The 13,772-nt window shown below is 45.7% G+C and carries 13 protein-coding genes; 11 read left to right on the forward strand and 2 right to left on the reverse strand.

Annotated elements, in window-relative coordinates; all coding sequences use genetic code 11:
• Nucleotides 1-226 precede the first annotated feature (226 nt).
• The 8 genes from BQ4305_RS21270 (at nucleotide 227) to BQ4305_RS04005 (ending at nucleotide 9,955) form a co-directional block, all read left to right on the forward strand.
• Nucleotides 227-397 carry a hypothetical protein gene (locus tag BQ4305_RS21270; protein ID WP_199880500.1) on the forward strand — a complete coding sequence of 57 codons (171 nt, stop codon included), beginning with the start codon at nucleotides 227-229 and terminating at the stop codon, nucleotides 395-397.
• A 158-nt stretch (nucleotides 398-555) separates the two neighbouring features.
• Entirely contained in the window at nucleotides 556-1,815 is a 1,260-nt protein-coding gene (gene ltrA / locus BQ4305_RS03975) for a group II intron reverse transcriptase/maturase (protein WP_110926134.1), read from the forward strand.
• A 419-nt stretch (nucleotides 1,816-2,234) separates the two neighbouring features.
• Entirely contained in the window at nucleotides 2,235-3,599 is a 1,365-nt protein-coding gene (locus BQ4305_RS03980) for an NAD(P)-dependent oxidoreductase (protein WP_234396867.1), read from the forward strand.
• A gap of 27 nt (nucleotides 3,600-3,626) precedes the next feature.
• The gene (preA, locus tag BQ4305_RS03985) at nucleotides 3,627-4,913 is read left to right on the forward strand and encodes an NAD-dependent dihydropyrimidine dehydrogenase subunit PreA (protein WP_110926570.1); all 1,287 of its coding nucleotides are present in this window, start codon (nucleotides 3,627-3,629) and stop codon (nucleotides 4,911-4,913) included.
• Nucleotides 4,914-4,927: 14 nt separating this feature from the next.
• Nucleotides 4,928-6,346, forward strand: coding sequence for a dihydropyrimidinase (hydA, locus tag BQ4305_RS03990; RefSeq protein ID WP_110926571.1), 1,419 nt, complete (start codon nucleotides 4,928-4,930; stop codon nucleotides 6,344-6,346).
• Nucleotides 6,347-6,400: 54 nt separating this feature from the next.
• Nucleotides 6,401-7,855: an NCS1 family transporter gene (locus BQ4305_RS03995; protein ID WP_110926572.1), complete on the forward strand. Its 1,455-nt coding sequence runs from the start codon at nucleotides 6,401-6,403 to the stop codon at nucleotides 7,853-7,855.
• A gap of 60 nt (nucleotides 7,856-7,915) precedes the next feature.
• Nucleotides 7,916-8,128 (forward strand): hypothetical protein, encoded by a 213-nt coding sequence (locus BQ4305_RS04000; protein ID WP_110926599.1) that lies wholly within the window; start codon nucleotides 7,916-7,918, stop codon nucleotides 8,126-8,128.
• A 210-nt stretch (nucleotides 8,129-8,338) separates the two neighbouring features.
• A complete protein-coding gene (locus BQ4305_RS04005; RefSeq protein WP_110926573.1) occupies nucleotides 8,339-9,955 on the forward strand; it encodes a PucR family transcriptional regulator in 1,617 nt (538 codons plus the stop codon).
• Nucleotides 9,956-10,016: 61 nt separating this feature from the next.
• On the opposite strand, the gene yhfH (BQ4305_RS04010) is transcribed toward BQ4305_RS04005, so the two are convergent.
• Together yhfH (BQ4305_RS04010) and yhfH (BQ4305_RS04015) are read right to left on the reverse strand one after the other, a co-directional pair.
• Complete coding sequence (gene yhfH / locus BQ4305_RS04010) at nucleotides 10,017-10,157, reverse strand: protein YhfH (RefSeq protein WP_110926574.1); 141 nt, start codon at nucleotides 10,155-10,157, stop codon at nucleotides 10,017-10,019.
• Nucleotides 10,158-10,240: 83 nt separating this feature from the next.
• Nucleotides 10,241-10,378, reverse strand: coding sequence for a protein YhfH (gene yhfH / locus BQ4305_RS04015; RefSeq protein WP_110926575.1), 138 nt, complete (start codon nucleotides 10,376-10,378; stop codon nucleotides 10,241-10,243).
• Nucleotides 10,379-10,705: 327 nt separating this feature from the next.
• Here yhfH (BQ4305_RS04015) and BQ4305_RS04020 point away from each other — a divergent pair, with 327 nt between their 5' ends.
• The 3 genes from BQ4305_RS04020 to BQ4305_RS04030 all read left to right on the forward strand — a co-directional run bounded on the left by BQ4305_RS04020 (nucleotide 10,706) and on the right by BQ4305_RS04030 (nucleotide 13,733).
• Nucleotides 10,706-11,617: a diacylglycerol/lipid kinase family protein gene (locus BQ4305_RS04020; protein WP_110926600.1), complete on the forward strand. Its 912-nt coding sequence runs from the start codon at nucleotides 10,706-10,708 to the stop codon at nucleotides 11,615-11,617.
• A 113-nt stretch (nucleotides 11,618-11,730) separates the two neighbouring features.
• Complete coding sequence (locus BQ4305_RS04025) at nucleotides 11,731-12,240, forward strand: GNAT family N-acetyltransferase (RefSeq protein WP_110926576.1); 510 nt, start codon at nucleotides 11,731-11,733, stop codon at nucleotides 12,238-12,240.
• Nucleotides 12,241-12,344: 104 nt separating this feature from the next.
• The gene (locus BQ4305_RS04030) at nucleotides 12,345-13,733 is read left to right on the forward strand and encodes a protoporphyrinogen oxidase (RefSeq protein WP_110926577.1); all 1,389 of its coding nucleotides are present in this window, start codon (nucleotides 12,345-12,347) and stop codon (nucleotides 13,731-13,733) included.
• Nucleotides 13,734-13,772 lie beyond the last annotated feature (39 nt).

Genomic DNA, 13,772 nt, shown 5'->3' on the forward strand with positions numbered 1-13,772 from the left:
TGTGTGCGCCCGGCATGGGTGCAGTCTATAGGGTGAGAGTCCCGAACCATGAAGGCAGTAGTAATGGTTAGCTTAACGCAAGGGTGTCTGTGGTGACGCAGAATCTGAAGGAAGCGAGCGGCAAACCTCCGGTCTGAGGAACACGAACTTCATATAAGGCTAGGTACCATTGGATGAGTTTGCACAACAAAACGAAGTCCTTACTGCCGAAGGTGGTACAGAGTAAATGAAGCAGATAGATGGAGGGAAAGACTGTACTCTTACCCGGGGAGGTCTGATTGGAACGCCAAGTTCCCTTGGTAACCTATCCAGCGATGGACAGCTGAACAATCAGAAGTCAGCCGAGGTCATAGTACCATTCCAACTCGAGATGGAATGGGAAGGACTGAACTATTAGGAAGAACGAGAACTAGGCATATAATTCCTGTATAGAAGCAGACAATCCGAAAGGACTTACTTGAAGGAGGAAGTGGTGAATTCCACAGGGGACTTCATGAGGGTGGAGCAGGAATAACATAATTAGATTTCTACGTTCACGTCGAAAGGAAATATCACATGTTAATGGATCTGATTCTGTCACGGGAAAACTTAATAGAAGCACTTAAACGTGTGGAGAAGAACAAAGGGAGTCACGGCATAGATGGAATGTCCGTAAAATCCCTACGAAGACATCTCTATGAGAACTGGGAAACTCTTTGTGATTCATTAAGGGAAGGTACCTATCAACCTAACCCAGTCCGTCGAGTCGAAATCCCGAAACCGAACGGTGGAGTAAGATTACTAGGAATACCTACCGTGACAGACCGGTTCATTCAACAGGCTATCGCCCAAGTTCTAACCCCACTTCTTGACCCAACCTTCTCAGAACATAGTTATGGGTTTAGACCAAATAGAAGAGGTCATGATGCGGTTCGTAAAGCAAGGGAATATATAAGTGAAGGTTATAGATGGGTGATTGACATGGACTTGGAGAAATTCTTTGATAGAGTCAATCATGATAAGTTAATGGGGATATTAGCAAGTAGAATCCAAGACCGGCTGGTCTTGAAACTTATACGGAAATATCTCCAAGCAGGAATTATGATGAATGGTGTAGTCTATGATGCAGAAGAAGGAACACCACAAGGAGGTCCACTGAGCCCCCTTCTTTCGAATATCCTTTTGGATAAACTTGATAAAGAGTTAGAAAGGAGAGGTCACAAGTTTGTCCGCTACGCCGATGATTGTAATATTTACATGAAATCGAAGAAAGCTGGAGAACGAGTGATGAACTCAATTACATGCTTTATTGAGCAGAAATTAAAGCTCAAAGTAAATAGAGAAAAGTCAGCAGTTGATCGCCCGTGGAAACGAAAGTTTCTTGGCTTTAGCTTTACGGTCAATAAGAAACCGAAGGTTCGAATAGCCAATGAAAGTATTAAAAGGTTTAAGGCTAAAATACGGGAGTTAACCTCCCGTTCTAAACAAATTCCTATGGAAGTTAGAATCGAGAAACTAAATCAATATCTAACGGGATGGTGTGGATATTTTGCATTGGCTGATACACCAAGTAAATTTAAAGAATTTGATGAGTGGATTAGACGGAGACTCCGTATGCTTGAATGGAAACAATGGAAGAAACCGAGGACAAGAGTAAGAAAACTCAAAGGTCTAGGTGTCCCTGACCAAAAGGCATATGAATGGGGAAACTCCAGAAAGAAATATTGGAGAATAGCCTGTAGTCCAATCTTACACAAAACCCTCAATAACTTGTATTGGAGTCACCGAGGGTTGAAAAGTTTATATAATCGATATGAATTTCTGCGTCAAACTTAATGGAACCGCCGTATACCGAACGGTACGTACGGTGGTGTGAGAGGTCGGGGGTTAATCACCCCCTCCTACTCGATTTAGGCAGATATTTTCAGCCAAAATCATAACAAAGATTTTGAGCGTAAATCTGACATCCTTCGAGGAAGTAAGAAGAAATATGTCAGATGATATTACATAAATCTTACACTTTGCACAGAGAACGATGGACAGGTTGTTACACTTTGTATAATGTATCTCGATCGGTATCCCTATAAAATTAAAGAATATTCAGAATAATGGGTCTGGGATAAGAAGCGCGGTAAAAAAGAGAGAACCGGTCGATAAGCTGCCCAGCTCAGTTTCAAGCGGAAATGGAGAAGAACGTTATGATTGATCCGTCCCTTTTGGCATGAACAATTTTCTAAATGAAAGGGGAAATGCAGATGTACTCAGGAAATATCACGGAATTAGATCTGGCCGGCAATTTTCAAGAGGTCGAGCCGCCGCTAACAGCGAGGGAAGCTCTGGAGGAGTCGAACCGCTGCCTCTATTGTTATGATGCCCCATGCATTCAAGCATGTCCCACAGGGATTGACATCCCATCCTTTATAAAAAAAATTGCTTCAGGAAATGTAAAAGGTTCCGCAAGGACGATCATGATGGCGAATCCTGTAGGCGCAAGCTGCTCAAGGGTCTGTCCGACAGAGGAACTCTGCGAAGGAGCCTGTGTTTTAAATCATTCCACAAAGCCGATCATGATCGGCAATCTTCAGCGTTATGCGACTGATTGGGCAATGCAAAATAAACAGGTGCTCTTTTCAGCAGGTAAGAAAAACGGAAAAAAAGTGGCTGTGATCGGAAGCGGTCCTGCGGGGCTTTCTTCAGCCAGGGAGCTGGCGCGTCTTGGATATTCAGTCACCATTTTTGAAGCGGAGGACAAGCCGGGCGGTTTAAATACATATGGAATTGTATCTTTCCGTCTGCCCCAGGCTGTTTCATTCTGGGAAGTGGACCAGGTCAAGGGCCTGGATGTTGAAATTCGCACGAATACAAGAGTGGGAAGCGATATTTCGACGGCGGAGTTAATGGAAGAATACGATGCAGTCGTCCTGGCAATTGGCATGTCTTCTGTGCCGAAGCTTGGGATAGAAGGGGAGGAACTGAACGGAGTGTTTGATGCGATTGATTTTGTCAAAGCGACGAAAACGAAGCCTCTGACAGATCAATTCATCGGAAAGCGTGTCGCAGTGATCGGAGCAGGAAATACGGCGATTGATGCAGCGACCTGTTCTGTGCGCCTTGGAGCCGAACAGGTAAACATCGTTTATCGCCGGACGGCTGCTGAAATGACGGCCTATGATTTTGAATATGAATTTGCGAAACAAGAGGGAGTCGGCTTTCAATGGCTTACAAACCCTGTGCGCATTTTGGCTGATGAAGAAGGGAATGTAAGCGGAATGGAATGCGTTAAGATGCGGCTGAGTGAGCCGGGGGAAGACGGAAGGAGGCGCCCTGTGCCGATTCAGGGATCCGAATTCGTCATGCCGGTGGATGCCGTCATCCGCGCGATCGGCCAGTCACGGTACGTGGACCTGATTGAACAGTTTGGTATTGAGCATGATGAAGGAGTCGTCAAGCTTGCCACTGAATCCTATCAGACTTCCAATGAAAAAGTGTATGCCTGCGGTGATGTCATGTTCGGTAAAGGCCAGGGAGAAGCGATGGTGGTTTCAGCAGCTCAGCAGGGGAAACTGACTGCTTATGAAATCGACCAAAAGCTGATAGGAGAAACAGAAGAAATCGCATAGATTCTGAGATGAAGAGGGGGAATTTAAATGGCTGACTTATCGATTAATCTGGCAGGTATCAAATCTCCAAATCCTTTTTGGCTGGCATCTGCTCCGCCTACCAATTCGGGCTATCAGGTGCAGCGGGCTTTTGAAGCAGGATGGGGAGGAGCTGTCTGGAAGACGCTGGGCGATCCAATCTTGAATGTTTCCTCCCGTTTTGCGGCTGTGAACTTCAATGGGCAGAGAGTGGCTGGATTCAATAATATCGAGCTGATCACTGACCGCCCTTTAGAGGTCAATTTGAAGGAAATCTACGAAACAAAGAAACGATTTCCGAACCATGCCATCATTGCTTCCGTGATGGTTGAACCTCAACAGGAAAAATGGCATGAAATCATTAAACGGATTGAGGATGTTGGAGTGGACGGCTACGAATTAAACTTCGGCTGTCCGCATGGAATGGCTGAACGCGGAATGGGAGCTGCTTCCGGCCAGGTTCCAGAATTGGTTGAAAAGCAAACGTATTGGGCGAAGGAGGCGGCGACGAAACCAGTCATCGTTAAACTGACTCCGAACATTACGGATATTACCGTCACGGCAGAAGCAGCCGTCCAGGGCGGGGCTGATGCTATCAGCATGATTAATACAATCAACAGTCTGGCGGGCGTCGATATTCATTCCTGGAATACGATTCCTCATGTAGGGGGAAAAGGGGCGCACGGGGGATACTGCGGGCCAGCGGTAAAACCGATTGCACTGAATATGGTGGCGGAATGTGCCCGGAAGGATTATATCAATGTGCCGATCTCCGGTATCGGCGGAATTTCAAATTGGCAGGATGCAGTTGAATTCCTGCTTATGGGAGCGACAGGTGTTCAGGTTTGCACAGCGGCCATGCACCATGGTTTTAGGATTGTAGAAGATATGATTGACGGCCTTTCCAATTATTTGGATGAAAAAGGGATTGATTCAGTTATGGATATTGTCGGGAAATCCGTACCGCGCTATTCGGACTGGGGCAATCTTGATCTAAATTATAAAGTGGTTGCCCGCATTAATAATGAAGTGTGCATTAACTGCAATAAATGCCATATTGCCTGCGAAGACACGTCCCATCAGTGTATTGATATGCTCAAGGACACGGCAGGCAATTCCTTCTTGCGGGTTCGGGAGGAAGATTGCGTAGGATGCAATCTTTGTTCAATTGTATGTCCGGCGGACGGAGCCATTGACATGATTGAAATCCCAAGCGACCTTCCGCCGATGACCTGGAATGAAAGACAGGCAGCGCTGGGCTTAATGGGAAGAGAAAATATCGATTTTGTAAAATAATGGAGGGTGAAAAGATGAAGAAAATTATTAAGAACGGAACCATTGTGACAGCAGCTGATACGTATGAAGCAGATATTTTGATAGAAAATGAAGTCATTACCAGCATCGGCAGAGACCTGCACGCAGAAGGTGCAGAAGTTATTGATGCGAATGGCGCCTATATTTTCCCTGGAGGCATTGACCCGCATACACATCTTGATATGCCTTTCGGCGGAACGGTTACTAAGGATGATTTTGAGACAGGGACGATTGCGGCTGCATACGGAGGCACGACAACCGTTATTGACTTCTGTTTGACGAACAAGGGGGAACCGCTGAAAAATGCCATCCGTACATGGCATGAAAAATCAAAAGACAAAGCGGCGATCGATTACAGCTTTCATTTGATGATTGGAGAAATCAATGAGGATGTGCTGGCGGAGCTTCCATCTGTCATCGAGAACGAAGGGATTACCTCTTTCAAAGTATTTATGGCTTATAAAAATGTTTTCCAGGCGGATGATGCGACCCTGTATCGGACGCTGCTCAAAGCAAAAGAACTGGGAGCCCTTGTCATGGTCCATGCGGAAAACGGGGATGTGATCGAGTATTTAACGGAGCAGGCACTCAAGGAAGGAAAGACAGATCCAATTTATCATGCACTTACGAGACCTCCGGAGCTGGAAGGAGAAGCAACGGGACGCGCAGCCAAGCTGACTGAAATGGCAAATTCGCAGTTATATGTCGTCCATGTCACTTGTGAAGATGCAGTAGAGAAAATTACAGAGGCCCGCAATAAAGGGGTGGAAGTATGGGGAGAAACCTGTCCGCAATATTTGGTTCTGGATCAATCCTATATGGAAAAACCGAACTTCGAGGGAGCGAAATATGTCTGGTCGCCGCCTCTTCGGGAGGAGCGCCATAAAGAGGTGCTTTGGAACGCATTAAAAACAGGACAGCTGCAAACGATTGGTTCGGATCAATGTTCTTTTGACTTCAAGGGACAGAAAGAGCTTGGGCGGGATGATTTCACGAAGATCCCGAACGGCGGCCCGATCATTGAAGACCGCATGAGCATCCTGTTCTCGGAAGGAGTGCTGGAGGATCGGATCAGCCTTAATCAATTTGTGGATATCACGTCTACCAGGGCAGCCAAGCTTTTTGGATTGTTCCCGAAAAAAGGGACAATCGCTGTGGGTTCAGATGCAGATTTAGTCATTTTCGACCCGGCGGCAGAGCGGACGATTTCTGCGGAAACTCATCATATGGCGGTAGACTACAGTGCATTTGAAGGAATGAAGGTGATAGGCGAACCGATTACTGTGTTATCGCGCGGAAGCTACGTCATCCGTGAAAAACAATTTGTAGGGGAGGCAGGGAAAGGGAAGTTTTTGAAGCGGTCCGCGTATAATACAGATTTGAAAACGGACTCTGAAGCAGGGCTGACCGTCTGATAGTATCCTTTCGGAAAGGTCATAAAATGGACAAATAAAAGGGGAGATTTAAACATGGAAGAAAAGAAGGATTATTTAAAGTCTCCCGATTTGCTGCCTATTCCATCTGGACAAAGAAGCATAAGCGCAGCCGGGTTCGGCTTTATCTGGGTCGGAATGGCGGTTGTGCTGGCCGCCTTTGCGATCGGCGGGAATGGCGTGGTCCAATTATCCTTGCCGATGGTGGTGCTTGCCACCGCAATTGCCTGTGTGGTTTTGGGGCTCCTCATGACGATGACCGGTGATATCGGGGTGGAGCATGGCTTGTCCTTTCCGGTTTATTTAAGAGCTCCATTCGGGACACTCGGCACTCATTTTCCCTCCATTGTAAGAGGATTTGTTGCTTCCTGCTGGTTTGGGCTCAATACCTATTTCGGAGCGTCCGCGATGAATGCTATCTTGGCAACGGCCGCTGGGTTTGATAATTGGTTCGTTTGTTTTATTGTATTTGCGGTCCTTCAGCTTCTTAATACGGCACTGGGAATCAAATCGATTGAACGGTTTGCTGACTTAGCTGCGCCGATCATCATTCTGATTTCAGGGTGGATGTATTTTCGGCTTTCCGATGCGGCGATTGCCGAGGGACGGGAAGTTTGGACATGGATTGAAAGTCCGGCATCAGGCGGAGCTGCCTTTACAGCCTTCATGGTTGTCATCATGGCCAATATGGGATTCTGGGGCACCCTGGCTGCGGATATGCCGACATTATCCAGGCATATTAAGGCACCGAAACATGAACGGAATTGGTTTAAGCGAAATAAGGGGCAGATCATCGGCAATGTCATTACGTATCCGATTACGCAGGTATTCATGGTGATCATCGGAGCGGTCTCGTATATGGCTGTTTCCAATTATGATCCTGTTGTCGCCCTGCAAGGGTCAGCGGAAGGCATTGCACTTGGTATCTTGCTGCTGATGATTGTACTGGCCCAATGGTCGACCAATACTTCTGCCAATGTGATTCCAGCCGCAACCATCTTTTCCAATATCGGCGGTCCGAAGGTTCCGTTTTGGGTAGGAGTGGCCGTCGCGGGGATCATTGGGGTTGTATCCCAGCCTTGGAGCCTGTTTGAAGTAATTGTTCCGGCACTGTTAGTTGTCGGAGGCATCCTGGCCGGTATTGTCGGCATCTTGATTTCGGATTATTACTTATTGAGAAAGCGGCGCGTGAACGTCCCTGATTTATATGAAAGCGAAGGCCAATATAAATATATGGGCGGCGTGAACTGGGCTGGAGTGATTTCCTGGCTTATTGCCGGAGTCGGTTCTTATCTTTTCACGAATTATTCGTTTATCGTAGGATTTGTCTTAGGCTGTGCATGCTATTATGTCTTGGCGAAATACTGGTGGTTCAAGAAGTATGAGCAGGCGGAAATCACGAATCCAAGTGATGATAAATATCTTGGAATCACAGTCGGAAGGGACTGGGAAATCAAAGATAAGAAAGATGTTGATACAGAAGCGGTTTGAGGATAGAGCAGACCTGTCATCTTGAAAATTGATGAAAATTCAGGGGAAAGGGGAATGCGAATGACAGAGCATCAGGAATATTTGATTGAAAGAGAGCAAATTGAATTTTTGCTTGAACAGGGATACCGAATCACAAGTGTTTCAGAGAATCTGAGCGGAGCCTTTTTGGATTTTGAACTGGTGAACGGGACGGTTCAGGAAGTCAAACAGCTGAACATCAAGACGCCTGAGGGCAGAAAGTATTTTTCCGCCTTTTTTCTAAAAAGAGGGTAGAGATGGAAAGCTTTGACGGCTGGATAAGCAGAGCTTCGAAAAAGAGGGATATCCAACAGGCTTTCTGCTTTTTGGAATCCCTCTTTTTTTGATGAATGAAGTATTTATTTGCCGGATTATGACGTTAGATTTTGTTACATAGATGTGGAGAATCGTAGGGACTAGCTATATAATAGGGGATAAGATAACTCTATTAAAGGTGGTGGGGCTATGGAAACATCTATCACGGTAGAAGACATATTAAAAAGGAAATATTTCGATCAAGCTGAGGTTCTAGCGGGGGCTGCTGGCGTCCATCGGTATGTGAAGTGGGTTCATTGTGCGGAAGTTATCCAAATCAGCCATCTTTTGAATGGCCGCGAGCTGATTCTGACAACAGGTCTTGGCTGGAAGGACTCCGAGGAGGCATTCCTCTCCTTCTTTGAACAGCTTCTGGCTTCCGAGGCCTCAGGTTTATGCCTCGAAATGGGTACCTATACAACGAATATCCCCCAGAAAGTCATAGACCTGGCCAATGAATATGGCTTTCCTATCATCTTGTTTCATCAGGAAGTTCCTTTTGTGGAAATCACACAGGACATCCATTCACTGATTATTAATAAGCAATATCAATTGCTCTCCAACCTAGAAAACTACTCCAGGCAATTAAACAAAAAGCTCCTCGAAATTGAACAGTTTGAACCCATTTTAAAGTTGTTAAGCAGCTATTTACATGTTCAAGTCTTCCTCTCTTTCAATGAAACAGATATCGTCAGTATTCCTAAACTTAAAGATTGCACCGAGCATTCCATTTTAAAAGACGTCCTTAAGCTTAACGTGGTGAAAGGCTCTCACCATGCAAGACAATGGATTCAGGTACTGGGAGAAGATTATGCGGAATTAATGATCTATAGTTCTGAAAGAGTCCTCACTGAATTTGACTATCTGATTATGGATCGAACGGCAACAGCATTGGCTCAGCATTTTTTGCGAGATTTATATATAGAAGAAAGAAAAATCACCGAAGAAAGCAAGTGGCTGACAGGGTGGACAGAAGGGGAATTTTCAGAAGAGGAAATTATCGAGCGGCTTTCCTATATGGATCCCTCCATTCGGCTTACTGGAGGAGCTGTGCTTATTTGTAAGCTGCCTCCGGGGGTGCAGAAGACAGCCAAAATGGACGGCCCCTATTTTAAAATCTTGTTTCGGACCGTCTTTGAACAATATGGATTTCGGGTTTATCCTTTTGCGGTCCAGCACCAAATGGTGTGTATCCTTGGAAATCTGCGTTCTGCCGGAGATACGAAAGAAAGGATATCGGCCGCTTTAGACCGAATCAAAAAGATGGATATTTCCGGACGGAGCAGGATCAGTAACCTATCTGTGGCTGTTGGAAAGTATGTCACACGGTTGGCTGATATGGATAAAAGCTATGCCACTGCACGGGAAACGATGCAGCTGAAGCATACGATGAAAGGAGAAAACTTGAGCTGTTTCTATCAGGATCTCCATATGTACCGCATGCTTTCCATTCTGGATAAACACAGTAATCTAAATGAAATGGTCTATGAGTATCTTGCTCCTGTTATAGAACATGATCGTAAATATAATGGGGAATTGATGCCGACCTTAAAGACGTATCTTGCCTGTAATGGCTCCAAACAGGAGACGTCTAAACAGCTATTCATTGTAAGACAGACGCTGTATCATCGGCTGGAAAAATTAGAACGGCTGCTCGGACCGAATTTTATGGAAGCCAACAGCCGCTTAGCCATAGAATTCATGATCTTCGCTTATGAATATTTGAACGGCTTTCCACGCAAGGATCATATACAGGCCACATACTAAGCAAAACCCCAGGTTTGAATTCATTCAAACCTGGGGTTTATTTGTTTGCCGAACCTTCTGTTCAGTATTCATCTCTTTTGGAAAGACAGCGCTCACATTCCATTGAATAAGATTCAGCTTGTTCCTCCATATGCTGTCCGCATTCGGCACATTGTTTGGCAGGCAGAGTTCTGAAGAATTCCATTGGATTTTTAGTTTGCATACTTTATTCCTCCTATTAATTAATGAGTTCGTATAGTTAACCGCTTAAGCGGTACCGGGGCTTTAGTTACTGATCGGGACAGGCTATTCCTCCCGCTTTCTGAGGCAGCGGTCACATTCCATTAAATAAGATTCAACTTGCTGTTCCACCGCTTCGCCGCACTCTGGACAGTGTGTTCCTGGTAAAGTTGACATGCTTTCCATCATTTGATTTGTTTGCATTGTTCGCTCCTCCTTTTTATAGTACAGATATTTTTTATTACTTGTTGTTATAATACAGTATATACCCCGTTTTCCAAAATGTATAGGTTATTTTCAGAAAAATTTAAAATTTTTCGATTTTTTTACTCTCTCTCTTCTTGTAATCCTTTTTTAAGTAGAAAAGAGAGCAAATTTTTGCTTCAGGATAGCCGTCTTCCGCGTATGTTCCTCTCCCAGACTCAGGCTTAGAAACACTTCCCGATTAGAATTGTTAACAGTCAGGTTTAGTACGTGCCGGAAAAGGAAAAGGGCAAGGGAATGAGATCCTATTTAATCGGAGGGATGGCCATGAAGAAAGCGATGCTGATTATAAATCCAACAGCAGGAAAAGATCATGCTCCTGCATTGGGACCGCATGCTGAGAGTGTGCTTCAGCAGCTGTATGATCAAGTGATTGTGTGTCAGACAGAAAAGGAAGGGGATGCTGCGGCATTTGCCGGGCGTGCCTGTCAGGAGGCTTTTGATGCTGTGATTGCAATGGGAGGAGACGGGACGGTAAATGAGGCAGTGAACGGTCTTGCGGAATATCGCAGGCGGCCATCCTTCGGCGTGATCCCTCTTGGGACGGTGAATGACTTTGCACGTGCCCTTGGCATTCCGCTCGACCCCCTAGAGGCCATTGGCATTTTGCAACAGCAGTTTGTGAAAAGCTCCGATCTTGGCAAAATCAATGATCGATTTTTCATGAATGTCCTGGCTGTGGGAGAGATTGCTGAAGCTGCCTATAAAGTCAGTACTGAACAAAAATCGAGATTCGGCCCGCTTGCTTATCTATTTGAAGGCACAAAAACGCTGATTCATAAAACGCCTTTTCCTCTGATGGTGGAGCACGATCAAGGAAGATGGATTGGGCAAAGTTACCTTCTGATTGCGGCGATGACGAATTCTGTAGGCGGGTTTGAGAAAATGGCACCGGAAGCAAAGGTGAATGACGGTACATTACACGTCTTCATTATCAAAGATTTGTCTGTACCTCTTGTGATGCAAATTCTGTTCAAATTGGTCAGGGGAGAATTGAAGGAACATGACGCCGTCGAATATATCAAAACTTCCTTCCTGAATGTTCAGTCTGAAAAGGAGTCTGCTGTCAATATTGATGGAGATGAAGGCGTGCCGCTTCCATTCAGAGCGCAAGTAATGCCCGGACATTTGGATGTATTTGTCTCAAAGGGAAGAGAAGACCCGCTCACAGAAGCGTGAACAGAGTGAAGCAGACAGGAAGGAGCACCGCCTGTCTTTTTTTTGCTGGATGCAGGTACTGGCGGCCGTTTTAGGGAATACAGTAGGAAACACAAAAGAAGGAGAAGAAGGCTATGAATCAACACGATGCTAAAACGGAAACGATTCTGATTACGGAATATCAAGAGCAGTACCTCCATGCCCTACATACCTTTTATTTACCCGAGGAACAGAAACGCTTTACCGCATTGCCTGAGGAGTCCCTGGAGCTCGCAAAAAGGGAGAAGGGGCGGAGACCTTTCGTCATCTTAGCAGGCAGCCAGCCTGTCGGATTTTTTGTCCTCCACGACGGAGTGGAAATTCGCCCCTATACAGCAAATCCGGATGCAATCCTTCTGAGGGGATTCTTGATTGATTACCAGCAGCAAGGAAGAAAATATGCCGGAAGGACAATGGACTTGCTTTCAGAAGTGGCTAAGAAACATTATCCGGACAAAGAAGCGATTGTCTTGGCCGTTAATGAAAAGAACGAAGCGGCCAGAAGGCTGTATGAAAGAGCGGGCTTTGTTTATACTGGAAAGAAAAAGCACGGAAGAAGCGGCTGGATGGATATAATGGAATTGCGTTTATCCAGTGAGGACTGAAAATATGAACACCTGTTGACAGCGTTGCGTTGTTTTTTAAAATAAAGACCGCCTGTGTTACACTTTAATCATGAATGAGGAAAAGAAAACAGAGGTGTACTAATGTGAAAACAGTGGCAGTGATTGGCGGGGGCATAACAGGCTTGACGGCCATGTATTATTTACAAAAAGCAGTGAAGGCGGACGGCCTGGACGTCCGTTTAGTTTTAGTAGAGCAGAATGAGCAGCTCGGCGGGAAAATTAAAACAATTCATGAAGATCCGTTTATCATTGAAGGCGGCGCAGATTCTATCGTTTCCAGGAAGGCAAATGTCGCTCCATTTCTTAAAGAAATCGGTCTTTCAGATGAGGCCGTCTATAACACGACCGGTAAGTCTTATATTCATGCGGATGGACAGCTGAAACCAATTCCGTCAGAAGCTCTTTTCGGCATTCCGCTCTCGATTCAATCGCTTGCTGAAAGTGAACTGGTGTCTGCGGAAGGAAAGGTAGAAGCGCTGAAAGATCTGTATACGCCTAACACATCTTTTACAAAGGATGATTCGATCGGCCGTTTTCTTGAGGCTTTCCTTGGAAGAGAACTGGTTGAAAAGCAAATCGCCCCTGTTCTGTCCGGTGTGTATTCCGGAAACCTGTATGATTTGACGATTGCGTCTACCCTGCCATATTTGCTTGATTATAAAAATGAATATGGCAGCATTCTCCGCGGCTTGCATGCAAACAAAGAGAAATATCTGAGCAAAGGAGATAAGAAGTTTCTCTCGTTTCAAACAGGCTTGGGCCGGATCATTGACCGGCTGGAGGAGCTTTTGGAAGATGTGGAAATCATTAAAGGAGCCAAAGCCCAAAGTCTGGAAAAAACGGAGGAAGGCTATGAACTGATGCTGATGGGGTATCCGGCTGTAAAGGCCGATTTCGTCATACTTAGCACGCCGCATCAAACAGCGCAGCAGCTGCTGGAGGATGAAGCGCTTCAGGAGGATTTCAGCCAGCTGAAGAATAGCTCGCTGATTAGCATTTACCTTGGGTTCGACATTTCAGATGAAGAGCTGCCTGCTGACGGAACCGGCTTTATTAAAGCGGGCAGCAGCAGCCTGCTGTGCAATGCCTGTACATGGACAAGCCGGAAGTGGGAGCATACGTCCAGGCAAAACCGCCTGCTTGTGAGACTTTTTTATAAAAGTACACTGGAGTCGTATGACTCCCTGCAGAAGATGTCTGAAGAGGAACTGACAAAGACCGCTCTTATGGATATCGAAAAGAGTCTGGGGATTCAGGCTGAGCCTGTGGTGAGCGAAGTAACTAAATGGCATGAGAATATGCCGAATTATCACATTGCCCATCATCAGCTGGTGAAGGCGCTCGAGGAGAAATTGGGTGCATCCTATCCAGGGGTCCTGCTGGCAGGAGCTTCCTATTACGGAGTAGGCATTCCGGACTGCATCGCCAATGGAGAGAAGACGGCCAAGCAGATCATGGAGAAATTAGGATAAAAAGAAGGACGCCTTTTACGGCGTCCTTCTGTGTGTAAG

Origin of the sequence: Bacillus massiliglaciei, assembly GCF_900098925.1 — a bacterium.
GTDB lineage: Bacteria > Bacillota > Bacilli > Bacillales > DSM-1321 > Peribacillus > Peribacillus massiliglaciei.